Below are 25,520 nucleotides of genomic sequence, written 5' to 3'. Positions count from 1 at the left end.
CCGCCGACCGAACAACAAGGAGACAAGTGCTCGACGTCAACTTCTTCGACGAACTGAAGATCGGTCTGGCGACCGCCGATGACATCCGTAACTGGAGCTACGGCGAGGTCAAGAAGCCCGAGACCATCAACTACCGCACGCTCAAGCCCGAGAAGGACGGCCTGTTCTGCGAGAAGATCTTCGGACCTACTCGCGACTGGGAGTGCTACTGCGGTAAGTACAAGCGCGTCCGCTTCAAGGGCATCATCTGCGAGCGCTGCGGCGTCGAGGTCACTCGCGCCAAGGTGCGTCGTGAGCGGATGGGCCACATCGAGCTGGCCGCTCCCGTCACCCACATCTGGTACTTCAAGGGCGTCCCGTCGCGCCTGGGCTACCTGCTGGACCTGGCGCCCAAGGATCTCGAGAAGATCATCTACTTCGCGGCCTACGTGATCACCGAGGTCGACGAGGAGCAGCGCCACAACGAGCAGTCCACGCTCGAGGCCGAGATCACCTCCGAGAAGAAGGTCCTCGCCGATCAGCGCGACGTGGACCTGGAGAACCGCGCCAAGAAGCTCGAGGACGACCTGGCGGTCCTCGAGGCCGAGGGTGCCAAGGCCGACCAGCGCCGCAAGGTCAAGGACGGCGGCGAGCGGGAGATGCGGCAGATCCGCGACCGTGCGCAGCGCGCCATCGACGAGCTGGACGAGATCTGGACGACCTTCGTCAAGCTCGCTCCGAAGGACATGATCGTCGACGAGAAGCTCTACCGTGAGCTGCAGGATCGGTACGGCGAGTACTTCAAGGGCGCCATGGGTGCCGAGGCGATCAAGAAGCTCATCGAGAACTTCGACATCGACGCCGAGGCCGAGTCGCTCCGCGAGACCATCCGCTCGGGCAAGGGGCAGAAGAAGCTCCGCGCCCTCAAGCGGCTCAAGGTCGTCGCGGCGTTCCAGCAGTCGGGCAACTCGCCGCTGGGCATGGTCCTCGACGCGGTGCCGGTGATCCCGCCGGAGCTGCGACCGATGGTCCAGCTCGACGGTGGCCGTTTCGCCACGTCCGACCTGAACGACCTGTACCGCCGCGTGATCAACCGCAACAACCGCCTCAAGCGACTGATCGACCTCGGCGCGCCCGAGATCATCGTCAACAACGAGAAGCGGATGCTGCAGGAGTCGGTCGACGCGCTGTTCGACAACGGCCGTCGCGGCCGTCCGGTCACCGGACCGGGCAACCGCCCGCTCAAGTCGCTGTCCGATCTGCTCAAGGGCAAGCAGGGCCGCTTCCGTCAGAACCTGCTCGGCAAGCGCGTCGACTACTCGGGCCGTTCGGTCATCGTCGTGGGCCCGCAGCTCAAGCTGCACCAGTGCGGTCTGCCGAAGCTGATGGCGCTCGAGCTGTTCAAGCCCTTCGTGATGAAGCGCCTGGTGGATCTCAACCACGCGCAGAACATCAAGTCGGCCAAGCGCATGGTCGAGCGGCAGCGCCCGCAGGTGTGGGACGTCCTCGAAGAGGTCATCGCCGAGCACCCCGTGCTGCTCAACCGTGCTCCCACGCTGCACCGTCTGGGTATTCAGGCGTTCGAGCCGCAGCTCGTGGAGGGCAAGGCCATCCAGCTGCACCCGCTCGTCTGTGAGGCCTTCAACGCCGACTTCGACGGTGACCAGATGGCCGTGCACCTCCCGCTGTCCGCGGAGGCGCAGGCCGAGGCCCGCATCCTGATGCTGTCCTCGAACAACATCCTGTCGCCGGCGTCGGGCCGCCCGCTCGCCATGCCCCGTCTGGACATGGTGACCGGTCTGTTCCACCTGACCACGCTCAAGCCCGAGGCGAAGGGCGCGTACGCGCCCGCCGCCAAGGACCAGCCCGAGACCGGCGTGTACTCGTCCCCGGCCGAGGCCATCATGGCCGTCGACCTGGGCGAGCTGTCGATCCAGGCGCCGATCAAGGTGCGGCTCACGCAGCAGCGCCCGTCGGCCGAGGTCGAGGCGGAGCTCTTCGACGGTGCGTGGACCCGCGGTCAGGCCTGGACGGCCGAGACCACCCTGGGCCGTGTGCTGTTCAACGAGCTGCTGCCGGTGGACTACCCGTTCATCGACGAGCAGATGCCGAAGAAGCGCCAGGCCGTGATCATCAACGATCTGGCCGAGCGCTACCCGATGATCGTGGTCGCGCAGACCGTCGACAAGCTCAAGGACGCCGGCTTCTACTGGGCCACGCGTTCGGGCGTCACGGTCTCGATGTCCGACGTGCTCGTTCCGCCGAGCAAGAAGGGCATCCTCGATCACTACGAGGAGCGCGCCGACGGCATCGAGCGCAAGTACGCCCGCGGTGCCCTCACCTCCGGTGAGCGTCGCGACGCGCTGGTCGAGATCTGGAAGCAGGCCACGGACGAGGTCGGTAAGGCCATCGAGGACTTCTACCCCGATGACAACCCGATCACGATGATCCCGAAGTCGGGTGCTACCGGCAACATGACCCAGGTGCGGAACCTGGCCGGCATGAAGGGCCTGGTGACGAACCCGAAGGGTGAGTTCATCCCGCGCCCGATCAAGTCGTCCTTCCGCGAGGGCCTGACGGTGCTCGAGTACTTCATCAACACCCACGGTGCTCGTAAGGGTCTGGCCGATACCGCGCTGCGTACCGCCGACTCGGGTTACCTGACCCGTCGTCTGGTGGACGTCTCGCAGGACGTCATCGTCCGCGAGACCGACTGTGGCACCAGCCGCGGCATCGTCGTGCCGCTGGCCGAGGTGCAGGCCGATGGCTCGCTCATCCGCGATGCGCACGTCGAGACCTCGGCGTACGCCCGCACCCTGGCCGAGGACGCGAAGGACTCCGGCGGCAACGTCATCGTCGAGCGTGGTCACGACCTGGGCGATCCGCAGATCGAGGCGCTGCTCGCCGCCGGCGTCGCCGAGGTGAAGGTGCGCTCCGTGCTCACCTGCACCACCGGCACCGGCGTCTGCGCCACCTGCTACGGCCGTTCGATGGCGACGGGCCAGCTCGTCGACATCGGCGAGGCCGTCGGTATCGTCGCCGCGCAGTCGATCGGTGAGCCCGGTACCCAGCTGACCATGCGTACCTTCCACCAGGGTGGCGTCGGTGACGACATCACCGGCGGTCTGCCGCGAGTCACCGAGCTGTTCGAGGCCCGTGTCCCCAAGGGCAAGGCCCCGATCGCCGAGGTCTCCGGCCGCATCCGCCTGGAGGACGACGACCGGTTCTACACGATCACCATCACGCCGGACGACGGCGGCGAAGAGGTCGTGTACGACAAGATCAGCAAGCGCCAGCGTCTCCGCGTGTTCAAGCACGAGGACGGCAGCGAGCGTCTGCTGGCCGACGGTGACCACGTGCAGGTGGGCCAGCAGCTCCTCGAGGGCGCTGCCGATCCGCACGAGGTGCTGCGCGTCATGGGCCCGCGTCAGGTGCAGGTGCACCTGGTCAACGAGGTCCAGGAGGTGTACCGGTCGCAGGGTGTGTCGATCCACGACAAGCACATCGAGACGATCGTCCGTCAGATGCTGCGTCGCGTGACGATCATCGACTCGGGTTCGACGGAGTTCCTGCCCGGCTCGCTCACCGAGCGCGCCGAGTTCGAGGCCGCGAACCGTCGTGTCGTGGCCGAGGGCGGCGAGCCCGCGGCCGGCCGTCCGGTGCTCATGGGCATCACCAAGGCCTCGCTCGCGACCGATTCGTGGCTGTCGGCGGCCTCCTTCCAGGAGACCACCCGCGTGCTCACGGACGCCGCGATCAACACCCGCTCCGACAAGCTGGTGGGCCTCAAGGAGAACGTCATCATCGGTAAGCTCATCCCGGCCGGTACGGGCATCAACAAGTACCGGAACATCCAGGTGCAGCCGACCGAGGAGGCCCGCGCGGCCGCGTACTCGGTGCCGACCTTCGACGACCAGTACTACGGTCCGGAGGGTGCCTTCGGCGCCCCGTCCGGTGCCGCGGTGCCGCTCGACGACTACGGCTTCTCCGACGGTTACCGGTGAGCTGAGTAGCTGACAACGGCCCCCGCCCTGCGCAAGCAGGTCGGGGGCCGTTCTCATGTCCGACGGTGACTGCAACCGGGCCGGGCAGTCGGGGCGCTGCCGCCGAACAGGTCGCAGCGACGGCCTGCCCGCCCCACACCCGCGCTTCGTCCCGCGCGCCGCACCGATCCGCGGCCTTCGCGTTCGAGCCCCCATGAGACGCCGGTCGTGGGGTGGGGGAGGCGCCGTCCCCCACGCGGCGCCGTTCCCGCACGAGACGACGAGCTCTCCCACGCCGAACGCCGACTCCCTCACGGAGACGCCGTCCGCAGCGCTGATCCTTACCTGTTGACGTGCCCAACGGGGTGTGTGTACGGTGTGAACATTGTGATGTTCACACCGTGAACACCGAGCTGAGGAGTAGCCATGACCGCCACCGATGTCACCGTCGAACCCCGAATCGCCCGCTCGAAGTCGTGGATCGCTGGCATGGTACTCACCGTGCTGATCTGGGCGTTCCTCGCCTTCGACGTCGTGGGGAAGCTGACCAAGCCGCAGGCGGTCATCGACGGCACGCTGAACCTGGGCTTCCAGGAGAAGCACATCGTGGTGATCGGGCTGGTGCTGCTGGTCGGCGTCGTGCTGTGGACGATCCCGCGCACCGCGGTGATCGGAGCCATCTACCTCACCGGGTACCTCGGGGGTGCGGTGGCGATCAACCTGCGGGCCGAGCAGCCGATCGCCGGCTTCGTACTCTCGGGCGCGTACGTCGGCATCCTGATCTGGGTCGCGATGATCCTGCGCCGCCCCGACCTGCGCCGCGCGATCCTCGGCCGCTGACCCGGGGCCACGTCTACGTCGGCACGATCTCCGAGCCCAGTGGCAGCAGTGACAGTCGGATCATCTTGAAGTTCGCGATGGCCATGGGGATGCCGATGATGGTCAGGCACAGCGCGATCCCGGTGAGGATGTGGCCGATGGCCAGCCAGATCCCGGCGACGAGCAGCCAGATGACGTTCCCCACCGCCGACGCGGCGCCCGCCGAAGGCCGATCCACGACGGTCCGCCCGAACGGCCACAGCGCGTAATTGGCGATGCGGAACGAGGCCAGCCCGAACGGGATGGTCACGATCAGCAGGCAGCAGATGATCCCGGCGACCGCATACCCGACGGCCATCCAGAACCCGCAGAACACCAGCCAGATGACGTTGAGGATCAGCTTCACCACTCCAGTATGCCGACGCGGCTACCGTGGTGGCATGAACCTCTTCCAGCGCTCGGCCAAGCTGTTCAACACCGCGTTCACGCCGCTGCTGTCCCTCCCCGTCATCGGTCCGGCACTGGGGAAGTCGATGGTCACCATCAGCTATACCGGACGCAAGTCCGGCAAGCCGTTCTCCCTGCCGGTCGCCTACCAGCGCCGCGGCGACGAGGTCGTCATCGGTGTCGCCATGCCGGAGCAGAAGCAGTGGTGGCGCAACTTCCAGGGCGAGGGCGCCGACCTCACGCTCCATTTCCCCGACGGTGACCGCACCGGCCGCGCCGTCGCCTCCACCGGCCCCCAGGGCACGTCGATCACGGTGACCCTCGCCTGACGGTATCTTCGATGACGTGAAGCAGTGGTTCATCGGAATCTTCTTCGTGCTCGTGGGCGGGGGAGTCCTCGCAGTCTGGGTAGTGGACGCACTCTCACGCGTCGGCGCCGACGCGTGGCTCGGGCCTTCCGTCGTGGCCGGCCAGCTGTTGGCTATCGGGTCGTGGCTCGCGCTCCTTGCGCTCGGGGGAGCCATGCTCTGGCGTGCAGCTCGGTTCACGGCGCTGTTCCGTAGCGGTGCGACGCTGCGCACCCGCGCGCACCCCGTCGTGGTCGGGGGCTACGTGCTCGCCGCCGTGGGATTCACCGCGGCAGCGGTGGGCATCACCTTCGGCTACTTCTGGGGCGACGGTGACGCGCCGCTCCTCGCCGTAGCCCTCGGTCCGGTGATGCTCGCGTTCTGGGCGCTGGTCGCGATGAGCGCGCTCGCCGGTCGTCTGTGGTGGCCGGCCATCGAGGCCGATGAGGAGTGGATCGTCGTCTCCGGCTTCTTCGAGCGCACCAGGTTCCGCAGGGCGCAGGCTGAGGTTCTCGCGGACAACGGCGGCACCGCCGTTCTGGGCATCCCGCATCAGCGGGAGCGATCCCCCTTGTCCGTCGTGTTCCGATACCGCGGGAGCACCGTCATGCTGCCGACCGTACGGCTGAATCCGCGAGCACTCGCGGCCGTGAACGCGCCCGGAGCGGCGCCCTCTGGCCTTGCGGATCCGCGCATCGTCGTCCCGCCCCGCTGACCTACCGAGCCAGCGCTCGCGCAGCCGTAGAGAGCTTGTCCCGCAGCGCCTCCCGGATTTCCGGTGGGTCGAGCACCGTCAGGTCCGGTAGGCCCGCCCACAGTGCCCAGACCGCGCGTTCGCGGTCGCGGAAGCCGAGCGTGCCGGCACCGTCGGGCCCGGGAGACGTGATCGTGGTGGCGAACATGCCCAGCTTCTCCCAGACCCACGGGTCCGCGCGGACGCGCACCGCGATCTCGGGGGCGGTGCCACGGAAGGACGTGCGGGAAGCCTCGAACTCGGCGGCGAGGTCCACCTCGTCGGGCCGCTGGGCCGGCTCGGTGAGCACCGTCACCGCGGAGAAGCGCGACGTCCGGTAGGTCCGCCGCTCGCCGTCGCGGAGCGCCATCAGATACCAGGCCCGCCCCGCGTGCACCAGGCCGACGGGGTCCAGCACCCGTTCCGTCGCGGCCTTCCCGCGCGGCTGGTAGACGGCCCGCAGGCGCAGCCCGTCGATGACGGCGCGCTGCAGTTCTCCGAGGAACGGGTCCGGTTCGGGCGCGCGGGCGAAACCGTCGGGGCGCACGTGGATCCGCTGGGCGGCGGCCGCCGCTTCTCGACGGTGCGCTTCCGGCACCGCCGCGGCGACCTTGCGCATCGCGCTCGCGAACGCCGCCGACGACGGTGCGCCCGCGAGCAGGGCCTTCGCTTCGTCGAGGGTGAGCCCGGTGAGGTCGGTGCGGTAGCCGGGGAGCAGGCTGATGCCGCCGCCGCGCCCGCGATCGGTGTACACGGGGACGCCCGCGGTCGACAGTGCCTCGACATCGCGCAGCACCGTGCGCGTGGACACCTCGAGCTCGTCGGCGAGCTGCGCGGCGGTCATGGTGCCGCGGTGGCGCAGCAGCATGAGGACGGAGAGGAGGCGATCGGCGCGCATGTTCCCAGACTGTCAGAGAAATATGACAGAAGGTGTCATGTTCACGCTGTTGACTGGCCGACATGACCAACACAGCCACTGACCCCCGCCCCTCCTACGCCGCCGTCTCCGCCTGGATGCAGTCCCTGCTCGCGGGCATCACGGTGGACCAGCTCGACAAGCCCACCCCGTGCGACGAGTTCGACGTCCGCACCCTCGCCCAGCACATCGGTGCCGTCGGCCTGCGCTCCGTCGCGCTCGCCGAGGTCGCCACCGTCGAGGGGCAGCCCTTCCTCGCGGACGACTTCAGCGCCGAGGCCTACGGAGCCACGCGCGAGCGCGCCCTCGCGGCGTGGGACGCCGCCCCGCTCGAGCGGGAGGTCACCGTCCCGTGGGGTGTCGTCCCCGGGTTCGCCGCGCTCGGCATGTACATCAACGAGACCCTCGTCCACGGCTGGGATCTCGCCGTCGCCACCGGCCAGAATTCCGAGTTCCCCGAGGCCGCGCTGCCGGAGGGGGTGCTGGCGGTGGTGAAGAACGTACTGCCCGCCGACTTCCGCGGCGACGAGGTCCCCTTCGGCCCGGTCGTCGAGCCGCGCGAGGGTGCCGGCCCCACCGAGCGTCTCGCCAACTGGAGCGGCCGCACCTCCGTGGGCTGGATCGGCTGATCATGATCGCGCTGTTCCACTCGGTCCTCGGCGTGCGTGAGGGCGTCCTCCTCGCCGCGGAGCGGCTCCGGTCCGCCGGGCACACGGTGCACGTGGTCGACCAGTACGACGGTCGCGTCTTCGACGACTACGACGAAGCGGCCGCGTACGCCGAGGGCATCGGCTATCCCGCGCTCATGGCGTCCGCGCTCGACGCCGTGTCCGGCCTCCCGGACGACCTGACCGTCATGGGCTTCTCCAACGGCGGCGGCATGTCCACCTACGTGGCGTGCAACCGGCCCGTGCGTCGCGCGGTGCTCTGCTCGGGCGCCCTCCCGTTGGAGATGATCGGCCAGGAGCGCTGGCCGCAGGGCGTTCCGGCGCAGCTGCATTACGCGCTGGACGATCCGTTCCTGCAGCCCGGCTCCGTCGAGTCGGTGCTGCGCTCGGTGGGTGAGGCGGGCGCCGTCGGCGAGTTCGTCCAGTACCCGGGTGCCGGTCACCTGTTCACCGATCCGTCCCTCCCGGACGAGTTCGACGGTGCCTCAGCCGAGGTCTTCTGGGATGCGGTCCTGCGGTTCGTGGGCCCGGCGGATTCCTGACCGTTAGCCATTGACATGAACACCGGTTGAGGTCCTAGCGTTCGGGTATGAGCATCGAACTGAACCACACCATCGTCGCCGCCACCGACAACCTCGAGACCGCGCGGTTCCTCACCGAATTGCTCGGTCTCGAGGCGCCGACGGACGTCGGGGGAGGCCACTTCCAACAGGTGCGCCTCGCCAACGACGTCGTCCTCGACGTCATGACGGTCCCCGCGCCGATCCACCCGCAGCACTACGCCTTCCTCGTCTCCGAGCAGGAGTTCGACGAGATCTTCGCGCGGATCACCGAGCGCGGCCTCGACTTCTGGGCGCAGCCCGACGGTTCCGGTGCCGGGGAGATCAACCACCGGTTCGGCGGCCGCGGGGTCTACTTCCGCTCGCCCGACGGTCACGCCCTCGAGGCGCTCACCGCAGCCTGAGCAGCCCGCCTGAGCGCGCCATGCATCCCGCGCGTGACGTCTCGGACGACCACCGTGCCGGGGCCGGACCCGACCGAGGGCCTCAGTCCTCGAACAGCGCCCGGATGTCGGAGGCCGCCAGCCGCGCGTCGAAGCCGCCCTCGCCACCCACCACGGACTCGAACAGCGCGGCCTTGCGCTCCTTGAGCGCCATCACCTTGTCCTCGATCGTGTCCGCGGAGACCAGCCTGTAGACCATGACGCTGCGCGTCTGGCCGATGCGATGCGCACGGTCGATGGCCTGCGCCTCGGCGGCGGGGTTCCACCACGGGTCCAGCAGGAAGCAGTAGTCGGCCTGCACCAGGTTGAGGCCGAAGCCGCCGGCCTTGAGCGAGATCAGGAAGACCTGCACGTCGCCGGAGGTGAACTTCTCGATCGCCGCGGCCCGGTCCGTCGTCGAACCGTCGAGGTAGGCGTACTCGACGCCCTCCTCGTCGAGCCGCTCGGCGGCCTTGCGCAGGAAACCGGTGAACTGGCTGAACACCAGCACCGCGTGCTTCTCCTCGAGCAGCTCGTCCAGCTTGTCGGTCAGGTAGTCGAGCTTCGCCACGTCCTCGACGGCCAGCTCCTCGTCGACCAGCGACGGGTCGAGCGCGAGCCGCCGCAGCATCGTCAGCGACCGCAGGATCTCGAACCGGTTGCCCTCGAAGTCGTCCAGCAGGCCCAGCAGCTTCGCCCGCTGATCGGCGAGCACGCGGTCGTACGTGTGCCGGTGCTCCTCCGAGAGCTCCACCTGCACTACGGATTCCGTCTTCTCGGGGAGATCCTTGGCGACGAGGTCCTTGGTGCGGCGCAGCATGAACGGCCGTACGCGGCGGCGCAGCCGCGCGAGGCGGTCGTCGTCGCCGCCGCGCTCGATGGGGCGCCGGTACTCCTCGGCGAACCACGACCGCCCCGGGAACAGCCCCGGCACCGTCAGCGCGGTGAGGGCCCAGAGCTCTTCGAGGTGGTTCTCCATCGGCGTGCCGGTCACGGCGAGGGTGAACGGCCGGTCCAGCAGCGAGACCGCCGCGAAGGCCTTCGACCGCGGGTTCTTCACGAACTGCGCCTCGTCCAGGATCACACCGGCCCAGGTCACGGCCGCGTACTCCTCGGCGTCCAGGCGCAGCAGGGTGTACGAGGTGAGCACCACGTCCGCGCCGCGCACGACCGACGCGATCGACGCCCCCGACTTCCGGGAGGTCTCCGAGACCACCGCCACCGACAGGTGCGGCGCGAACCGCTTGCACTCCGCGGCCCAGTTGCCGACGACGGACGTCGGCGCGACCACGAGGAAGGGGCGGGGGCGCTCGGCGGCGCGCTCGTGCGCCCGGCAGATCAGCGCCAGCGTCTGCACCGTCTTACCGAGACCCATGTCGTCGGCGAGGATGCCGCCGAAGTCGTTGTCGTACAGGAAGGAGAGCCAGTCGAGGCCGTCGCGCTGGTACGGGCGGAGCTCGGCCTTCAGCGTCGACGGTGCCTCCTGCCGCGCCAGGTCGCCCGCGGTGAGGGCACCGACCCGCCGGGACCAGTCACCGTCGAAATCGGTGGTGTCCGCGAGGCCGGCGAGGTCGTCCACGAGGCCCGCCTGGAACCGGCTGATCCGCAGCCCGTCGCGATCCGCCGCGGGTCCGGCGCCGGCCGCCCGCGCCGCGCGCCGGGCCCCGCGGGCGGGGAGATCGCGGGCCTCGCCGATCAGTTCACGCAGCCGGTCGAAGCGCTCGCCGTCGATGCGCGCGAGCACGCCGCCGGGCGTGACGAGGGTGTCGTGGCCCGCGGCGACGGCGGTGAAGACGTCCCGGAAGGGCACCTCCTCGCCGTCGACCTCCACGGCCACCTCGAGGTCGAACCAGTCCGTCGACAGGTTGTCCGCATCGCCCCGCACGCGCACGGACACCGATGCCGAGCTCTCCGCCCAGCGGAACCCGGGATCGTCGGTCACCTCCACCAGAACGGACGGCACCGAACGCAGGACGGGCGCGACCTCGGCGAGCCAGACGGCGGCCTCGGTGCCCCGGTAGAGCCCCTGGGAATGATCGACGCCGACGGCGGCCTCGCGCAGCGCCACCGCCATCGAGCGGGTGATCCGCTGCTGGCCCACGGCGTCCGAGAGGCCGGCCGGCTCGCGCCCCAGCGCGAAGTCGCGCACCTCGCCGCCCACCGTGTACCGCCACTTCCAGTCGACCTCGAGCTCTGCGGTCTCGGGGAAGTAGCGGGCGCTGCACAGCAGTTCGGGACCGAGCACCTCGACCTCTCCGACCAGCTGCTCAGGATCGCGGACCGGCGCGACGGCGGCCAGGTAGGGCAGGTACTTCTCGCGCAGTTCGGGCACCGCGGCCGCGGGCACCCGGACGGGCGTGAAACGGCGCAGGGCGGCGGTGTGCGCGGCCGAGAGGGCCGGGTCGAGCGGCGCCAGCCGCAGCACCTCGCCGTCCTGCTGGAAGACGCCGAGGGCGCGGTGCGCGCCGAGCAACCCGCCGGTGAAGGGCCGCGGACCGTCGCCGAAATCGACCTCCCGATCGAGCTCGACGGTCCCGTCGACCGCGCGGGTGACGAGGCCGAGGCGCGTGGGCGGCCCGAGGAGCACGGTGCCGCGCGCCTTCTTGGTCAGCAGCGGCACGCCGGCGTCACGGACGGCGCGCAGCTGGTCCCACAGCAGCGGTGTGTCGACCATGCCGAGATCGGCCCAGGCGTCCACGCCGTACAGCGACCAGGTGATGAGCTGTGCGAGCGGCGCGAGGGCGTCCCGCTGCGCGGGGGCGACACGCGGCGCCGTGGCGATGGTGCGCCAGCGCACGTCGCCGGCCACCCACGAGCCGTCGCGCATGCCGGGCGTCGCGAGCCGGACCTGCAGGCGCTGGCCGGAGACGACGCCGCGCTCGTCGACGTCGAACTGCAGCGCGACGGGTAGTACGGCGGCGCTGGTGCGCGGGGCCTCCGGGAGGAGTGCGGCGAGCTGCCGCTCCCACGGATCCGGCTGCTCGACGGTGCTCTCCTCGACGTCCTCGGCGGTGAGTTCGAGGAGCAGGGCGGCGCCGTGCTTGCAGTTGAGGGCCACGGGGCAGGTGCACAGGCTCCGGACGGGCCGCCACCCGGAACCGCCCGGCTCGACCCACACCCGGGTGTCGTACTCGCGGCTCCCGGCCACGGCGCCGGTGACGAGCCGCTTCTCGTCGTCCCATTCGAGGTCGCCGATGAGGCCCGTGCCGACGTACTCGCCCGCGCGACGGACGGTCGGACCCCCGAAGAAGCCGATCAGGTCCTCGGGGGTGAACGAGGGCCCTCCGCCGGCAGTCGATGCGCTCATGGTCAAGCGGACAGTCTAGCGCGGATCGGTGAACTCCCGCAGTGCCGTCCGGTGGGGGAGCGGAAGTCCCAGGAGGGCCGGGCGCATCGCGTCGACCTGGGTGCGGAGTGCGGCGACGACGGCGGCCACCTCGCGCCGCTGCGCCGCCTCGGGCCGCACCACCATCCAGTACTCGAGCTGCACCGCGACATCGTCGGGCAGCACCCGCACCAGGTCGGGCCGGGTGTCGGCGAGGAAGCAGGGGAGCAGGCCCAGTCCGGCGCCGGCGCACGTCGCCTCGACGTGCACGAGCACGTTCGTCGAGCTGAGGCGGTCGGTCATGTCGGGCACGAGCACTCGGGCGAGGTCCAGGTCGTCGACGGTGAGCATCGAGTCGATGAAGTAGACGAGCGGCCGTCCGGCCAGGTCGCGCGGGCGCTGCGGCGTCCCCTCGGCGTCGAGGTAGTCGCGGGAGCCGTACAGACCGAGCCGGTACGGAGCGAGGAGTTCGGGTTCCACCCGGTAGGTGTCGGGGCGGCCCACCACGATCTCGATGTCCACGCCGGACCGGGTCGACGGTGCGCGGCGCGTCACCGTCAGCAGGTCGACGGACAGCCGCGGGTGTGCGCGCCCGAGCTGCGCGATCGCCGGCGCCACGACGCGGGCGCTGAAGCCGTCGGTGGCGGCGATGCGGACCTTGCCGTGCAGGTCGTGGTCGGTGTCGGCGTCCAGGCCGTGCAGCACCGCCTCGATCCGCTCGGCCGCGACGACCCCCGCCCGGCCCAGCTCGGTGAGCTCCCAGCCGGCCGCACCGCGGGCGAGCAGCGGGCCGCCGAGTGCCTGCTCCAGGGCCGCGACCCGGCGGGAGGCGGTGGTGTGGTTGATCCCGAGCACATCGGCCGCCGCGGTGTAGCGGCCCGTCCGCGCGACGGCCAGCAGGGTGAGCAGGCCGTCGGCGCTCGGCTCAGGGGTGTGCATGGATGCAGATCCGATCCGCGGTGATGGGCATTGTGTGTGCGAATTTATCCATACATACTGCGGTGAGCATGACGCACATCACATCCGAGAGTCGTCGTGATCCATCGCACAAGGAGTGGGTATGACGCAGACCGATCAGCAGGAATCCCTCGAACGCCCCGGGGGCCTGCGCAAGATCGTGGCCGCGTCGATGGCCGGCACGGTCGTCGAGTGGTACGAGTTCTTCCTCTACGGCATCGCCGCCACGGTGGTCTTCAACAAGATCTTCTTCAAGGCCGGCGCGAGCGAGTACGACGCGATCATCGCGGCCTTCGTCACCTACGCGGTGGGCTTCGCCGCCCGCCCGGTCGGCGGTATCGTCTTCGGCCACCTCGGCGACAAACTCGGTCGCAAGAAGCTGCTGCAGGTCTCGATCCTGATGGTCGGCGTCGCCACCTTCCTCATGGGGTGCCTGCCCACGTTCGACCAGATCGGCTACTGGGCGCCCTTCCTGTTGGTGGTGCTGCGCTTCATCCAGGGCTTCGCGGTGGGCGGCGAGTGGGGCGGGGCGGTGCTGCTCGTCGCCGAGCACAGCCCGAACGCCCGTCGCGGCTTCTGGGCGTCCTGGCCGCAGGCCGGCGTCCCGGGCGGCAACCTGGCCGCCACCGTCGTGCTGCTGATCCTGACCAACGTGCTCTCCGACGCGGACTTCCTGGCCTGGGGCTGGCGCGTCGCCTTCTGGCTGTCCGCGGTGATCGTTCTGGTGGGCTACTACATCCGCACCCAGGTCGACGAGTCGCCGCTGTTCAAGGAGGCCCAGCAGCAGATCGAGAAGGAGAAGGCGGTCTCCTACGGCGTCGTCGAGGTGGTCAAGCGCTACCCGCGCGGCGTGCTCTCGGCGATGGGCCTGCGTTTCGGCGAGAACATCTTCTACTACCTGGTGGTCACGTTCTCGATCACGTACCTCAAGACCGTGGTCAAGATGGACACCTCCGACATCCTGATGTGGCTGCTCATCGCGCACGCCGTGCACTTCGCGGTGATGCCGCTCGCGGGCGCTCTCACGGATCGCGTCGGCCGCCGTCCCGTGTACTGGGCGGGCGCCGCGCTCGCCGCGACCTGGGGCTTCTTCGCCTTCCCGATGTTCGACACGGGCCACGGCGTGGTGGTCGTCGCCGCGGTGACGATCGGCCTGGTCTTCCACGCGCTGATGTACGCGCCGCAGCCCGCGATCATGGCGGAGTCCTTCCCGACCCGTATGCGCTACTCGGGCGTCTCGGTCGCCGCGCAGGTCACCTCGGTCGTCGCCGGCTCGCTGGCGCCGATCATCGCGACCAAGCTGCTCAAGGACTTCCACTCGTCGGTCCCCGTCGCGGTGTACCTGGCGATCGCGTGCGGCATCACCTTCGCCGCGGTCTTCTTCGTCCGCGAGACCAAGGGCATCGACCTCGCGACGATCGACGCCCAGGACCGCGCGGCCATGCAGGCGGAGCAGGCCGGGGCACGCGCGTGAAGGCGATGGTGACGGGCGGCGCCGCCGGGATCGGGGCCGCCGTCGCGCGCCGCCTCGCCGCCGACGGTGCCGTCGTCACCGTCGTCGACCGGGACGGCGCCGCGGCCGCGGACCTGGCCGCGGAGATCGGAGGTTCCGCCCTCGAACTCGACCTCACCGACACCGCCGCCCTGGCCGATCTCCGGCTCGACGTCGACGTCCTGGTGAACAACGCCGGGGTGCAGCACGTCGCGCCGATCGAGGACTTCGACCCGGCGTGGTTCCACCGCATCCTGACGCTCATGCTCGAGGCGCCCTTCCTGCTCACCCGCGCCGCCCTGCCCGGCATGTACGAGCGCGGCTTCGGGCGGATCGTGCACCTGTCGTCGGTGCACGGGCTGCGCGCCTCGAAGTACAAAGCGGCCTACGTCGCCGCGAAACACGGCGTGGAGGGCCTGTCCAAGGTGACCGCGCTGGAGGGTGGCGAGCACGGCGTCACGTCGAACTGCGTGAATCCCGGCTATGTGCGCACCGCGCTGGTCGCGAAGCAGATCGCCGAGCAGGCCGCCGCGCACGGCATCACCGAGCAGCAGGTCACCGACGAGGTCTTCCTCGCCCGCCCGGCCATCAAGCGCCTCATCGAGCCCGACGAGGTCGCGGGCCTGGTCGCCTGGCTGTGCAGCCCGGCCGCGGCGATGGTCACCGGCGCCTCGTACACGATGGACGGTGGGTGGACGGCGAACTGAGCGGTCCGACGGTGCTCGGTGGCAGTGCGTACGCATCGCCGTTCGTGCTCCTGGCAGTCTCCTGGGGAGGTGCGCGGCGGAGTTGTCGCCCCGCAGCGCCAGCGGCTACGGTACGAAGCGGCCTGTGACCAGGTATTGCTGTGCTGTAGTTGGGATTGTTGATCAGTGGGTGTGGACCAGACGATGAGCGAACGCGGCGTCGAGCCGATTCCTGAGGCCGCGACGCCCGCGTCGGAGCCGGACCCTCCGGCCGGCGAGGCCCCGGCACCGTCGAAACCCAAGCGCGGCGGCGGCCACCTCTACGAGCTCGACATCGTCCGGATCGTGACCTTCGCCGGCGTCATCTTCGACCACTGCGTCTCCGGCACGACCTTCCCGTTCAGCGTCGCCTCCAACGCGGTCCAGACGATCTTCCACTACACCCGCAACGCCTTCTTCGCGCTCACCGGTTTCGTGCTGGTCTACCAGTACCGCGACCGCAAGCTCGACCCGATCGACTTCTGGCGGCGCCGCTACAAGGCGGTGGGCCTGCCCTTCCTGACCTGGAGCGTCTTCTACTGGCTCTATCACATGTACGTGATGTGGCCGCCGGCGTTCTCCAACGTCACCCGCACCTTCGAGACCTGGGAGTCGACGAAGGCCGCACTCAAGGTCCTCGGCTACGACCTGCTCACCGGAGACGCCTGGTACCACCTCTATTTCGTCTTCGTGACGATGCAGGTGTACCTGATCTTCCCGTTCCTGCTGAAGTTCCTCCGCTGGACGATGGGCTACCACAAGTACCTGCTGGCGGCGAGCTTCGTCTTCCATCTGGTCCTGCTGCACTACATGACCAACGCGCGCCCCGAGATGTTCAACTACGGCCTGCTCGCGAAGCTGTGGAACCACCTCCCGGCGACGATCTTCCCGTACCAGTTCTTCACGCTGCTCGGTTGCATCGCCGCCATGCACCTCGGCGAGGTGCGGGCCTGGATGTCCCGGTTCCGCGGGCGGGTCATCACCGTCGCGATCGGCGTCGTGATCGCCACCCTGATCATGTACGGCTACAAGACCAGCATGGTAGGCATGTTCCCGACGGACGCCGCGAACGTCTTCCATCCCTACGCCGCGGTGATGTTCGTGATGATCATCCTGGCCCTCTACGCGGCGGGCACCTACTGGTCGGACTACCGCACGGCGGGCTCGTTCTGGGACAGGTTCCTCAAGACCGCGTCCGACCGGTCCTTCGGCATCTTCCTCGTGCACGCCTTCGCGCTGCAGGAGCTGGCGCCCACCATCCAGCGGTTCCGGTTCGACGTCTACGCCCCGATCCTCACGATCTGCACCTTCGTCGTGACCGCCTTCTTTACCGTCGCGATCAGTGAGGTGCTGCGCCGCACGCCGGTGAGCCTGTGGACGACCGGACGCACGATGATCCCGATGGCGCAGCAGAGCCTGCGCGTCTCGCTGGCCATCGGCGCCGCGATGATCGTGATCGGCGCGCTCTGCTACTGGCCGCTGGACGTCCCCGCCGGCGCCGTCTCGCTGACCCTCGGCATCGTCCTGCTGGTGTGGCAGGGCCTGGGCCGGACGGTCTTCGCCGGCCCCGCCGGCGCGCGGCCCCTGCCCGTCAAGGCGTAGTCCCCGAAGTCTCAGACCCGCGCTGCCGCGATCTCCGGCCGCAGCCGCGCGAGCGCGCGCTCTGCGGCGTTCGCTCCGCACATCCCGTGCGCGCCGGGCCCGGGCGGGGTGGCGGCGGAGCACAGGTACATGCCCTGCGTGCCCAAGTCGTACGGGGTGAGGGTGAGACGAGGCCCGGCCATGAGCTGGAGCGCGTCCTTCGAGCCGGTGCAGATGTCGCCGCCCACGTAGTTCGCGTTGTAGCGCGACATCTCGGTGGTGGAGCGGACAGCGGTTCCGATGATGCGCTCGCGGAACCCGGGGGCGAAGCGCTCGATCTGCGCGATGATCGCCTCGGTGGCGTCGCCGGTGTAGCCGTGGGGGACGTGTGCGTAGGTGTAGACGGGGTGGACGTCCCCGGCGCTGCGCGTCGGATCCGCCAGGTACTGCTGGCCGAGGAGGACGAAGGGCCGCGCGGGCATCCGGCCCCGCGCGATCGCGGCCTCGCCCGCGGCGAGCTCGTCGAAGGTCCCGCCCAGGTGGACGGTGCCCGCCCGCCCGACCTCGGGGTCCTTCCACGGGATGCCGTCCTGCACGGCGAAGTCCACCTTGAACGCGCCGGGACCGTACCGGAACCGGCGGAAGGCGCGGGAGACCCGCCCCGGGAGGCGGTCGCTGAGGATGTCGGCGACCGCCGTCGGCGCGAGGTCGAACATGGTGATATCGGTGTCGGGAAGCTGTGCGGCGCTGGTGATCCGCTGCCCGGTCTCGATCGAGGCGCCCAGATCGTGGAGTTCGGCGACGAGCGCATCGGTCAGCCGTCCGGTGCCGCCCTCCACCACGGGCCATCCCCGACGGTGCCCCGCGGTCACGATCCCGAGGCCGATCGCCGAGGTGAGCGGCTGATGCAGCGGACGGAAGGTGTGCACCGCGACGCCGCCCCACAGGCTCCGCCCCTGCGGCGTGCGGAAGGCCTTCGCCAGCAACGATGCGGGCAGGACCGTCGGGGCGCCGAACCTGGCGAGCCGCAGCGGATGCCGCGGCACGCCCAGCAGCGGGCCCAAGATGTCCTCGCTGAGCGCGTCGAACGCCTCCGACGGTCCGCGGAACAGTCCGGACCACGTCCGGCCGTCCTCCCACAGGCCGGCCGCGGTCTCGTCGACCGACCGGTGGAGCAGGCCGGCGGGACCGTGATCGAGCGGGTGGGCGCAGTCGATGTCGGCCCAGCGCCAGCGCACACCGCGGGCCTCGAGGTCGACGGTGCCGAGGAAGGGGGAGCCGACGGCCATCGGATGGAAGGCGGCGCAGTGGTCGTGGATCAGGCCGGGGACGATGCCCTCGGAGGAGCGGGTGCCACCGCCGACGGTGTCGGCAGCCTCGAGGACGGTCACGTCCACACCCTCGCGGGCCAGGGTGATCGCCGCGGCGAGGCCATTGGGGCCGGCGCCGACGACGGTGGCGGTGCTCATGCGCCGACCGCCGGGCGATCGTTCGCGGGCCGGGTGCCGCGGATGGTCGACCAGGTGGGGGTGTGCGGTGCAGGGCCGTCGGGCAGCCAGGGCTGGGTCTCGGTGACCTCGTGCACGTTCCAGGTGCCCTCCTCGACGACGCCGAGGGCGGCGTCGATCACCTTGTACGCCTGGGTCTTCTTGTGGACGGGCTGCGACTCGACCCACACGATGACGCATTCGCCGGGCTCGAACCGCGCCTCGTCCTGCACGGCCTTGATCATCTCCTCGTTGTGCATGTGCCCGTCGCCGAAGTTGAATCCGAGGATCGAGTTGCAGAGGAACTCCGCTTCGCGAACGGTGCGGCTGTCGATGTCGGGCAGCGTCGCGAGAAGCACGGAGAACAGCCCGCGACCCTGGCTGTGCAGCGAACGCCAGCCGATGGTCATCTGCAGGGTGATCTCGGCCCAGAGCGGCGGGTAGCCGGCGGCGATGAACTGGTCGATCTGGTTGGGTGCGGAGCGGGTGACCCGGTTGAGCTTCTCCTCCGCGCCGGGCTGGAAGGTCCAGACCGCGGTGGCCCAGTTGCCGGCGTACTGGCGCATCGACGGCAGGAAGGAGACCTTGTCGGGCCGGAAGTTGCCGAGGATCGGGAAGAAGGCCAGCGCGGCGGCGATGATGATCGCCAGCCAGGCGGGGTTCATGTCCCACAGCGCGTAGCCGCTGTCGGCGGGGAAGCCGACGAACAGGAAGATCGCGGTGTAGCCGAACAGCAGGTTCCACTCCAGCGGCACAGCCAGCGGGAAGGTGGAGATGATGAACAGGTGGTAGGCGCACATGAACACGGCCGCCACCACGGTGACGGTGCGGTTGGTCGAGAAGAGCAGGATCAGCGGTGCGATGATCTCGACGACCACGCCGGGGCCGTGCGCCATGAACCGCGCGACGCCCGACGGACGCATATCGCTGCCGAAGTCCTTGTACTGCAGCTTCTTGAACCAGCTACCGGGCACGAGCGGGCTGTTGGAGACCATGGGCGGGATGACCATGGTGAAGTGGTGGTTGCACTTGGACAGGCCGGCGCCGACCCAGACCACGCCGATCACGAGCTTGAGCGCGATGATCATGTTCTCGAAGCCGTGGTCGCCGAAGAGCAGTGGCAGTATCGCGAAGGCCAGCATCGGCGGCAGGTACTGCTCGCCGCGGGCGGCGAGGAAGATCGTCTTGTCGCGCAGGCCGATCAGGATCAACAGGACGATCGGCGCGATCAGCAGTTCGGGGCGCAGCAGGCCGTGCGAGGCGTCGATGCCCAGGGTGGTCATCGCCGTGCCGAAGCCGCCGAGGTCCACGCCGCCGGGGAGCACGATCGCCACCAGGAGCGAGGCGAGCAGCGCCAGGTAGACGATGACGTCGAAGACGGTGCGCCGGTCGCCGTTCGTGCCGGGCATCCACTTCCAGGGCCGGAGCCGGATGGTGCCGGGCTTGGCCCAGAACAGGATTCCGCCCGTCATCGGCTTGGCCTTACCGGCGAGCGGCCCCCAGGAGCCGGCGACGCCGATGGCCTCGAGGAGCACCGTCCAGAGCACGAGCTTCTCGTAGACGATGGGCTGGTTCCACCACTCGCCGAGGGCGAAGGGCTGCATGCCCGAGGTCAGCGTCGCGAGGCTGACGCCGCCCAGACCGTAGAAGACGAACAGCTTGAGCACGTAGATGACGTGGATCATGTACGGAGTGCCGAAACCGAATTCGGCCCACTGCGTGCTGAGGACGCGGATGCGCTCCATGAGGGGGCGCTGGAGGAATTCCTCGGGTTCCACTGCGGGGAACACCGGATCCTTGAATCCCATGATGAATCTCCTTGTTCGGGTGGTGCGGTGGGTGATGCGAGACGGCTAGGACGCGGCGACCGGGGGTGAGGTGCGCCTCCGCATGGTCGGCTTGTCGAGCTTGCCGACGGCGTTCTTGGGGAGGCTCGGGAGAGTCGTGATCTCCACGGGCAGTTTGTACTTGGCGAGCCTCCCCGCGGCGTGCGCGAGGATCTCGGTGGTCGGGAGGGTCGCGCCCTCGGTGAAGGCGACGAACAGGACGGGCACCTCGCCGAACTTCGGGTCCGGCCGACCCACGACCGCCGCCTCGGCGACCTCGGGCAGCTGGTAGATCACGGACTCGATCTCCTTGGGGTAGATGTTCTCCCCGCCGCGGATGATCAGGTCCTTCGCCCGGTCGACGAGGGTGAGGTAGCCGTCCTCGTCGAGGAAGCCGATGTCCCCGGTGCGAAGCATGCCGTCCACGAGCGTGGAGGCGGTGTCCTCGGGTCGGTTGAGGTAGCCGCGCATGACGTTCGGGCCCGAGATCACCACGTCGCCGGGCTCGCCGGTGGGGAGGTCGGCACCGTCGGCGCCGAGGACCCGGACGGTGACGCCGGGCAGGGCCGGGCCGACGGTGCCGGCCTTGCGGACCCCGTCGTAGGGGTTCACGGTGGCGACGCACGTGCATTCGGACAGGCCGTAGCCCTCGACCAGTGGGAAGCCGAAGCGCTTCTCGGCCTTGGCGAGCAGCTCGACGCTGGCGGGTGCGGCGCCGCAGATCCCGTACCGGATCGACGAGGTGTCGGGCCGAACGTCGGTGGGCAGGTCCACGAGCATCTGATAGATCGTGGGCACGGCGGAGAAGTACGTGGGGCGCGCCTGCTCGACCCGGGCGAAGAAGGTCTCCGGTGTGAACCGGCCGGCCACCGTCGTCCGTCCGCCCGCGAGCAGCGGGGAGAGCGTGCCCGCGATGATGCCGTTCGCGTGGAAGAGCGGCAGGATCAGCAGGCTGTGATCGGCGGAGGTCAAGCCGAGGGCCTCCACGAGCGAGCGGCACTGCGCACTGAGGTTGGCGTGATCGAGGTGCACGCCCTTGGGGCGGCCCGTGGTGCCGGAGGTGTAGATGAGCAGCGCGCGGTCGTCGTCACGGGGCTCGATGGCCGGGAGCGCGCCGTCGGACGCGCCGACCGCGTACAGATCGGCGACGAGTAGGAGGGGTGCCCCGAGATCGTCGTCGCGGTCGTTGTCCGTCACCAACACCGCCGATCCGGCGTCGGTGGTCTGGTAGCGCACCTCGTCGGCCGTCAAGGCGGGGTTGATCGGGGTGACGGCGGCACCGAGCCGCCAGGCGGCGAAGAGCGTCACGATGAGGTCGGTGGTATTGGGCAGCAGCACCGCGACGACGTCTCCTCGGCCCACGCCGCGCTCGGCGAGGGTCGCCGCCGCACGGCCGATGAACTGGTCGAACGTCGTGTTGTCGAGGGTGCGGCGATCGTCCGCGATCGCGACCGCTGACGGCGCGGTACGGGCCCGGTGTGCGGGGAGGAGTGCGAAGTGCATCGGAGGCCCTCTCAAGGGATTGTGTGGTGTGGCTCACGGAGAAATCTACGAGGACGTGACTGCGGTCACATCGTCCGCGACGGCCAACGAATCACTCCGCGTTGTCCTCGGCGAACAAAGGCCGATCTCGCCGATCGCCGGTTCCCGACGGCCGTTCGTGGCTACGCTTGCGAGCCATGCCGGGATTCGAGGACACGGGCGCCACCGCGGCCGCCGCCGTGATCGTGCGGATGGAACCGCGGACCGCGGCGGTGACCGATGCGGTGCGGGACGTGATCCTTGCTCAGATCCCGGAGTTGCGCGGCGACGCTCAGCTGGTGGAACTGCTCCGGGCCAGCGTCGAGGGCAACATCACGACGATCTTCGCCGCGATCCGGCACGGCATCGACGTGGCCGGCGTGACGGCCCCCGTCGCGGCGCTGGAGTACGCCCGCCGGCTCGCACAGCATGACGTCACGCCCAACGCGCTGGTCCGCGCGTACCGGCTGGGGCAGCAGGAACTGCTCCGACTCGTCTTCGCGGAGGTGCGGGCCGGCGGCCTTGATCCGGACACCGCACTCGAGGTCTTCGAGGCCACCTTCACCGCGACGTCCCAGTACATCGACTGGATCTCGGAGCAGGTGATCGAGGTGTACCGGCAGGAGTTGGAACGGTGGAAGGAGAGCCGCGAACGGATCCGGGGCGAGCAGATCCGCCGGATCCTCGCGGGCGCGAAGGAGACGCGCGGCGTCGACGAGTTGAGTTCGGCAGTGCGCTATCCGCTGCGCGAGCACAGTCTCGCTGTGATCATGTGGTACCCGGCCCCCGTGCTGGAGCGTGGCGAACTCATCGGCATGGAGCGGTTCCTGCATCTGGCGGCGAAACAGGTCGGCGCCGTCTCGACCCCGCTGTTCATGGCCCACGACCGACAGACCGCGTGGGGATGGATCCCCCTGTCCAGTGCCTCGGTCGACGGTGCCGTGGAGTCTCTCCGGCGGCTCGGCGCCGCCGACGCACAGGCGCCGTCGCTGGCGATCGGCTCACCCCGGCGCGGTGTCGAGGGCTTCGTCCGTTCGCACGAGCTGGCCGTCGACGCCCGCGCGGTGGCGCTGCGCGCGGCGGGCGACGACCGGGTATCGGTGGCGAGCGACGACACCGGGGTGGTGATCGCGGCGATGCTGGGCGGAGACCTCTCCACGGCCGACGTCTGGGTGCGTGAGGTGTTGGGTCCGCTCGCCGAGGACACCGACGCGGATGCGCACCTGCGGCATTCGCTCCAGGTCTTCCTCGATGCCGGATCCAGCTTCACGGCGGCGGCTCCGCTGCTGCACCTCCACACGAACACCGTGAAGTACCGCGTACGCAAGGCGATCGAGCGCCGCGGCCGTCCCCTCGAGGACGGCCGTCTCGATGTGGAGATCGCACTGCTGCTCTGCCGCCGGTTTCCGGCGATCCTGGGTCCGCACTGGCGCTGAGCTTTCGTCGCCGCCGACAACGGTCCGGCCGGATTCGGTCCGCCGAGGACATGGCTCTGCGCTCGCGTCGCTCGTAGCGTCAGCCGCAGAACCGATCCCACGGCGTAAGGACACCTTGATGCAGGCCACTCTCCTCACCGAACCCGGCCCGGAGGCGTTCGCGGGCCGCACCGTCGTCATGTCGGGCGGGAGCCGGGGGATCGGCCTCGCGATCGCGGTCGCACTGGCAACGCGCGGCGCGAACATCGTGCTGCTGGCCAAGACCGACGATCCGGATCCACGGTTGCCCGGCACGATCCACACGGCGGTGGCGGAGATCGACGCCGCCGCGGGCCGCGAGGACGCCGCCGTGGGCGTGGTCGGCGATCTGCGTTCGGACGAGGACATCGCCCGGCTGGTGGCGACCGCCGTGGACCGGTTCGGCGGGATCGACGTGTGCGTCAACAATGCGAGTGTGCTGAGCACGATCTCCACCGCCGAGATCTCGATGAAGCGCTACGACCTGACGCAGCAAGTGAACACCCGCGGCACCTTCGCGTTGACGAAGGCGTGCCTTCCGCACCTCGAGCGTGCCGACGAGGGCAGGGTGGTGACACTGTCGCCGCCGCTGAACCTCTCGCCGGACTGGTTGGGCCGTTATCCGGCATACATGCTCGGCAAGTACGGGATGTCCCTGCTCACGATGGGTTTCGCTGCGGAGTTCGCGGAACTGGGGATCGCGGCGAACTGTCTGTGGCCGGAGACGACGATCGCCACGGCGGCGGTGCAGAATCTGCTCGGCGGTGACGAGGCGACGGCGCACGCTCGGAATCCGCAGATCATGGCGGACGCGGCGGCAGTGCTGCTCGCCCAGCCGCTGTCGGTCACGGGCCGGTGCTTCCTCGATGCGGAGCTGGTACGCAAGGCCGGGGTGACGGATCTGCGTCCCTACGGCGGTGCGGATCCGATCGACTACGACCTGTTCGTCGACCCGCCCGCGTAGGCCCTCCCGGCCGTCAGGCCGCTGGATCCAGGCGCACCGTCGCCGACCGGGCGGGCTCGGTGACCATGATCTGCAACGCTTCCCCACCGCCTCGGTACTTGGTCTCGAACGCCGTATCCACCTGCGCCTGCAGTTCCGGGCCGGTGTACGGCACGAGCGTCACGTCGGCCTCGGTGCCGGCGACCCGGACGCGGCCGACGCCCTTGATCTTCGCCCACTTGTACCAGCCGCCGTCGACGCCGAAGGCGGAGCGCAGGTAGATCTCGTCGCCCACGCGGACGGACCAGATGGGCACCCAGCGGCGCAGTGTCCCGTCCTTGCGGTAGCTGCTGATCTCGATCTCTGGGGCGTCGCCGAGTGCTGTCATGAGGTCCGGTGTGAGGGGCATGGTCGGTCTCCTGGCGGATTCGGTGGTGGTCAGTGGTATTCGGCGCTCATTGCATGAGACGGCGGAGTCGTTCGCGCGTCGGGGAATCGGCGTCGGCGGAGTTGAGTACCAACTGCTGATCCGGCGCTCCGGCGTAGCGGAAGATCTCCCAGTCCAGTACGAGCTCGCCGACCTGCGGGTGGTGCAGGGTCTTCGTGCCGAAGTCCTGGCGGGTGACGTTGCGGGCGGCCCACCACTGCCTGAACTGCTCGTCGGCGATCGTCAGTTCCCCGACGAGGGCCGAGAGAGCGGGGTCGGCGGGGTTGGCGGCGGCCTCACGGCGGAGGATCGCGACGCAGGAGCGGGCGACCGTGGACCAGTCGTCGAACAGCGCCCGCATCGCGGGATCGGTGAAGATGAGCCGGACGTAGTTCAGCTCGCGCGGCGCGAGGGCATCGAAGTCCACGTAGACCCTGGCTGCCAACGGGTTCCACGCCAGGATGTCCATCCGCGGCCCGAGTACGAGCGCGGGTGTCTCGGTGAGCTGATCGAGCAGCCGGCGGATCTGCGGCCGGACTCTGGTGGGGCGGCGCCCGCCCCGGACAGCCGGTGCCTGCGCGGCGTGATCGAGCAGGCTGCCGGCGTACTCGGTCTGGTCCGGATCAAGGCGCAGCGCCCGCGCGACCGCGTCGAGCACGTGCGCGGTGGGGCTCAGGCGTCCCTGCTCGATCCGGGTGTAGTAGTCGGTGCTGATCGCCGCCAGCTGCGCGACCTCCTCGCGGCGCAGCCCGCTGACCCGCCGTTGCCCGTCGATCGCGGTGAGACCGACATCCGCCGGGGAGAGCTTCCCGCGGCATGTGCGCAGGAAGTCGCCGAGCTCCTTCAGATGCGGCGCGGTGCGGGCGGTCGTGGCCATGACGCCAGGCTAGCCGCGGATGCTCCGGTCC

21 protein-coding genes are annotated in these 25,520 nt (G+C 69.7%); 12 read left to right on the top strand and 9 right to left on the bottom strand.

Features of this window, described 5'->3' with window-relative positions; genetic code table 11:
* Positions 1–26 precede the first annotated feature (26 nt).
* Together FK268_RS16695 and FK268_RS16690 are read left to right on the top strand one after the other, a co-directional pair.
* Positions 27–3,983 carry a DNA-directed RNA polymerase subunit beta' gene (locus tag FK268_RS16695; protein ID WP_146436111.1) on the top strand — a complete coding sequence of 1,319 codons (3,957 nt, stop codon included), beginning with the start codon at positions 27–29 and terminating at the stop codon, positions 3,981–3,983.
* A gap of 405 nt (positions 3,984–4,388) precedes the next feature.
* A complete protein-coding gene (locus FK268_RS16690) occupies positions 4,389–4,802 on the top strand; it encodes a DoxX family protein (RefSeq protein ID WP_146436109.1) in 414 nt (137 codons plus the stop codon).
* Positions 4,803–4,815: 13 nt separating this feature from the next.
* On the opposite strand, the gene FK268_RS16685 is transcribed toward FK268_RS16690, so the two are convergent.
* Entirely contained in the window at positions 4,816–5,187 is a 372-nt protein-coding gene (locus tag FK268_RS16685) for a YccF domain-containing protein (RefSeq protein WP_146436107.1), read from the bottom strand.
* Positions 5,188–5,221: 34 nt separating this feature from the next.
* Between FK268_RS16685 and FK268_RS16680 the strand changes: the two genes are divergently transcribed.
* Together FK268_RS16680 and FK268_RS16675 are read left to right on the top strand one after the other, a co-directional pair.
* On the top strand, positions 5,222–5,557 hold the full coding sequence (locus FK268_RS16680; RefSeq protein WP_146436105.1) for a PNPOx family protein: 336 nt from the start codon (positions 5,222–5,224) through the stop codon (positions 5,555–5,557).
* Between the two features lie 16 nt (positions 5,558–5,573).
* Positions 5,574–6,290: a hypothetical protein gene (locus tag FK268_RS16675; RefSeq protein WP_146436103.1), complete on the top strand. Its 717-nt coding sequence runs from the start codon at positions 5,574–5,576 to the stop codon at positions 6,288–6,290.
* A gap of 1 nt (position 6,291) precedes the next feature.
* On the opposite strand, the gene FK268_RS16670 is transcribed toward FK268_RS16675, so the two are convergent.
* Positions 6,292–7,206 carry a helix-turn-helix transcriptional regulator gene (locus FK268_RS16670; RefSeq protein WP_146436101.1) on the bottom strand — a complete coding sequence of 305 codons (915 nt, stop codon included), beginning with the start codon at positions 7,204–7,206 and terminating at the stop codon, positions 6,292–6,294.
* 62 nt (positions 7,207–7,268) lie between these two features.
* Here FK268_RS16670 and FK268_RS16665 point away from each other — a divergent pair, with 62 nt between their 5' ends.
* From FK268_RS16665 to FK268_RS16655, 3 genes are read left to right on the top strand one after another with little or no spacing between them, the layout of a single operon-like run.
* Positions 7,269–7,853, top strand: a complete 585-nt coding sequence (locus tag FK268_RS16665; RefSeq protein ID WP_146436099.1) for a TIGR03086 family metal-binding protein — start codon at positions 7,269–7,271, stop codon at positions 7,851–7,853.
* 2 nt (positions 7,854–7,855) lie between these two features.
* Complete coding sequence (locus FK268_RS16660; RefSeq protein ID WP_205124495.1) at positions 7,856–8,434, top strand: dienelactone hydrolase family protein; 579 nt, start codon at positions 7,856–7,858, stop codon at positions 8,432–8,434.
* 47 nt (positions 8,435–8,481) lie between these two features.
* Positions 8,482–8,856 carry a VOC family protein gene (locus FK268_RS16655; protein WP_146436097.1) on the top strand — a complete coding sequence of 125 codons (375 nt, stop codon included), beginning with the start codon at positions 8,482–8,484 and terminating at the stop codon, positions 8,854–8,856.
* A gap of 82 nt (positions 8,857–8,938) precedes the next feature.
* Here FK268_RS16655 and FK268_RS16650 read toward each other — a convergent pair whose 3' ends face one another.
* Together FK268_RS16650 and FK268_RS16645 are read right to left on the bottom strand one after the other, a co-directional pair.
* Complete coding sequence (locus FK268_RS16650; RefSeq protein ID WP_146436095.1) at positions 8,939–12,181, bottom strand: DEAD/DEAH box helicase; 3,243 nt, start codon at positions 12,179–12,181, stop codon at positions 8,939–8,941.
* A gap of 15 nt (positions 12,182–12,196) precedes the next feature.
* A complete protein-coding gene (locus FK268_RS16645) occupies positions 12,197–13,138 on the bottom strand; it encodes a LysR family transcriptional regulator (protein ID WP_146436093.1) in 942 nt (313 codons plus the stop codon).
* Positions 13,139–13,259: 121 nt separating this feature from the next.
* On the opposite strand from FK268_RS16645, the gene FK268_RS16640 reads away from it, so the two are divergent.
* The 3 genes from FK268_RS16640 (at position 13,260) to FK268_RS16630 (ending at position 16,975) form a co-directional block, all read left to right on the top strand.
* Entirely contained in the window at positions 13,260–14,630 is a 1,371-nt protein-coding gene (locus FK268_RS16640) for an MFS transporter (RefSeq protein WP_146436091.1), read from the top strand.
* Between the two features lie 5 nt (positions 14,631–14,635).
* Positions 14,636–15,355 (top strand): SDR family oxidoreductase, encoded by a 720-nt coding sequence (locus FK268_RS16635; protein WP_146436314.1) that lies wholly within the window; start codon positions 14,636–14,638, stop codon positions 15,353–15,355.
* A gap of 183 nt (positions 15,356–15,538) precedes the next feature.
* Complete coding sequence (locus FK268_RS16630; RefSeq protein WP_146436089.1) at positions 15,539–16,975, top strand: acyltransferase; 1,437 nt, start codon at positions 15,539–15,541, stop codon at positions 16,973–16,975.
* Between the two features lie 11 nt (positions 16,976–16,986).
* Here the strand turns inward: FK268_RS16630 and FK268_RS16625 are convergent, their stop codons facing one another.
* From FK268_RS16625 to FK268_RS16615, 3 genes are read right to left on the bottom strand one after another with little or no spacing between them, the layout of a single operon-like run.
* Positions 16,987–18,423, bottom strand: a complete 1,437-nt coding sequence (locus tag FK268_RS16625; RefSeq protein WP_146436087.1) for a phytoene desaturase family protein — start codon at positions 18,421–18,423, stop codon at positions 16,987–16,989.
* Entirely contained in the window at positions 18,420–20,249 is a 1,830-nt protein-coding gene (locus tag FK268_RS16620) for a DUF3556 domain-containing protein (RefSeq protein ID WP_146436085.1), read from the bottom strand. The genes FK268_RS16625 and FK268_RS16620 overlap by 4 nt, the downstream gene beginning before the upstream one ends.
* A 45-nt stretch (positions 20,250–20,294) precedes the next feature.
* The gene (locus tag FK268_RS16615) at positions 20,295–21,770 is read right to left on the bottom strand and encodes a class I adenylate-forming enzyme family protein (RefSeq protein WP_146436084.1); all 1,476 of its coding nucleotides are present in this window, start codon (positions 21,768–21,770) and stop codon (positions 20,295–20,297) included.
* Between the two features lie 176 nt (positions 21,771–21,946).
* Here FK268_RS16615 and FK268_RS16610 point away from each other — a divergent pair, with 176 nt between their 5' ends.
* Positions 21,947–23,224: a PucR family transcriptional regulator gene (locus FK268_RS16610; RefSeq protein ID WP_146436082.1), complete on the top strand. Its 1,278-nt coding sequence runs from the start codon at positions 21,947–21,949 to the stop codon at positions 23,222–23,224.
* 118 nt (positions 23,225–23,342) lie between these two features.
* Complete coding sequence (locus FK268_RS16605) at positions 23,343–24,206, top strand: SDR family oxidoreductase (protein ID WP_146436080.1); 864 nt, start codon at positions 23,343–23,345, stop codon at positions 24,204–24,206.
* 13 nt (positions 24,207–24,219) lie between these two features.
* Here FK268_RS16605 and FK268_RS16600 read toward each other — a convergent pair whose 3' ends face one another.
* Both FK268_RS16600 and FK268_RS16595 read right to left on the bottom strand, forming a co-directional pair.
* A complete protein-coding gene (locus FK268_RS16600; RefSeq protein ID WP_146436078.1) occupies positions 24,220–24,594 on the bottom strand; it encodes a DUF2255 family protein in 375 nt (124 codons plus the stop codon).
* Between the two features lie 46 nt (positions 24,595–24,640).
* Positions 24,641–25,489 carry a helix-turn-helix domain-containing protein gene (locus FK268_RS16595; protein WP_146436076.1) on the bottom strand — a complete coding sequence of 283 codons (849 nt, stop codon included), beginning with the start codon at positions 25,487–25,489 and terminating at the stop codon, positions 24,641–24,643.
* Between the last annotated feature and the right edge of the window lie 31 nt (positions 25,490–25,520).

It is taken from the genome of Tsukamurella sputi, assembly GCF_007858445.1.
GTDB lineage: Bacteria > Actinomycetota > Actinomycetes > Mycobacteriales > Mycobacteriaceae > Tsukamurella > Tsukamurella sputi.
Note: the sequence above shows the minus strand (reverse complement) of the source record. Positions and strands in the feature narration are given on the sequence as shown.